Origin of the sequence: Lacticaseibacillus salsurae, from assembly GCF_045862175.1 — a bacterium.
Lineage (GTDB): Bacteria > Bacillota > Bacilli > Lactobacillales > Lactobacillaceae > Lacticaseibacillus > Lacticaseibacillus salsurae.
The window spans coordinates 1-1,219 of the sequence record NZ_BAAFZI010000143.1 but is presented as its reverse complement, the minus strand read 5'-3'; the positions used below and the strand labels follow the sequence as shown (position 1 = coordinate 1,219).

Below are 1,219 nucleotides of genomic sequence, written 5' to 3'. Positions count from 1 at the left end.
GGTCTGGTAACTTGAGGCACTGATTGGCAAGTTGCCTAAAGTTGATACGATGAAGAAACTCTTGGAACAAAACGAGCCCGGCGTCATTTGAAAGTTGACCGCCGTCGGCGGTCACAGTCACATTGGTATTGCATTGCAGGGATAAGCTGGTTAAAGTTGAGATGGTGTGAAGCCTCGCTTTCGTGATGGTTTTTGTCGACTTAACCTTAGCATATAGGCGCACCCAATGGGTGAAACACCAAAGCAGCGCAGTCCCGTGTGAATCATGGGATTGCGCTGCTTTTTTGAAATTCTATGAATAATCCAGGTTGATAAGTGTGATCGCGACGAATTTACCTCAATTTTTCGACGGATTCATAAAGACGCCAACAAAGAACACGGCATCACTGGCCGCACACTATATATTGGTTCGAGAAAAAGCCAATTCTACATGTGCCTATACCAGAAAGACGCCGAACAGTTTTTCAAATATGGCACACCGCTAGATCAGACACCAATCAAAAACCGCTTTGAGCTACGCTTAGCTGATGACCGAGCAACAAAAGCCATTGAGGCGTTGTTAATCGAACGTGACCCTGCCAAGGTGATATTTGGCATCATCAATCGCTATGTGCGTTTCTTAAAGCCGAATGGCAAGGCTAGAGCAAGCTGGCCACTGGACGACCTCTGGGCGAATTTTATCGGCAAATACGGTGAGAAGCTTCGGCTAACAACCCAACCGAAGCCATTCTCAATTAAACGCACCTACAAGTGGATCGAGAAACAAATCGCACCGACCTTGAAGATGTTACTTGCCTATGATTCAGCCACGGCACAGGATATTTTGATGACAATGATCGCAAACGCTAAAATCACGCAAAAAGAGATGAGTGTTCTACAAGCGATGCTCGCATCAACCGAAGAAATGATTATCCCAAGTGAGGAATCAAAAAAGAGCGACTACGCCGACCAAAGCAAGTAGTCACCCTTCACAGATAAAATATGGGTTCTATCTGGTTTGATTATCTCACTCCCACCTGTCATCGCGCAGTTTATACCGTTCCGATTACTCAAATAAGCGTCAAATAATTCCAGCCCCGATCTGCCGGACTATGACCTTTACCCAATTTGTTGGAACTGAATTCGATTTACCTGCAAGGCAGTTCACTGAGAGCTGTCTTGTTTTAAAATAACGTTTCGATACCGGAACCTTTCCATTCACCAGTTTCCGGATCAACCT

General features: G+C 45.3%; 1 protein-coding gene. It reads left to right on the top strand.

Going from position 1 to position 1,219, the window contains the following annotated elements:
• Positions 1 to 298: 298 nt before the first annotated feature.
• Complete coding sequence (locus ACKTSG_RS14290; RefSeq protein WP_407895695.1) at positions 299 to 961, top strand: replication initiation factor domain-containing protein; 663 nt, start codon at positions 299 to 301, stop codon at positions 959 to 961.
• Positions 962 to 1,219 lie beyond the last annotated feature (258 nt).